Source organism: Frankia sp. CeRuru1 (genome assembly GCF_977966315.1).
In genome coordinates this window covers 6,040-6,682 of sequence record NZ_CDWWEW010000308.1, presented here as the reverse complement: position 1 = coordinate 6,682, position 643 = coordinate 6,040, and the positions used below count along the sequence as shown (strand labels likewise).

At 64.7% G+C, this 643-nt stretch carries 1 protein-coding gene; it reads right to left on the bottom strand.

The window, feature by feature from the left end; translation table 11 throughout:
• Window positions 1-72: 72 nt before the first annotated feature.
• Window positions 73-643 (bottom strand): IS256 family transposase (locus tag AC08OP_RS18795; RefSeq protein ID WP_476615390.1); only part of this gene is annotated, 571 nt, incomplete at its 5' end.

The window sequence follows — 643 nt, the reverse complement described above, 5'->3', positions numbered from 1 at the left end:
CCAACTTAACGGTGTAACGGGTGATGTTGGTGCTACTCGGAGACCACTAGCGTGTGATTACCATGGGTGATGCTATTTGCGGCCGGCGGACAGGCGTCCGTCGAAGGCCAGGTCGAAGGCGTTGAGCGGGGCCTTCCAGCGGATCATCCACTTCTGCCGGCCTCGTCCAGTGGGGTCAAGGCTGATGATCGTGAGGTAGAGGTGCTTGAGGGCGGCCTGCTCGTTCGGGAAGTGGCCGCGGGCCTTCACCGATCGGCGGAACCGCGAGTTCAGGGACTCGATGGCGTTGGTCGAGCAGATGACGGTTCTGATCTCGGTGTCGAAGCGCAGGAACGGGACGAACTCGGCCCAGGCGTTCTCCCACAGCCGGATGATCGCGGGATACTTCTTCTCCCAGACGCCCGAGAACTCGGCGAACCGGTCGAACGCGGCCGCCTCGGTCGGGGCGGTGTAGACCGGCTTGAGATCCTTCGCGAGCGCGGGCCAGTCCTTCTTGCTCGCAGATCGGAACGAGTTTCGCAAGAGGTGCACGATGCAGGTCTGCACGACCGTCCGCGGCCAGACCTGCCCGACCGCGTCGGGCAGGCCGGTCAGCCCGTCGCAGACGAGGATGAGCACGTCGGCCACGCCGCGGTTCTTCAGG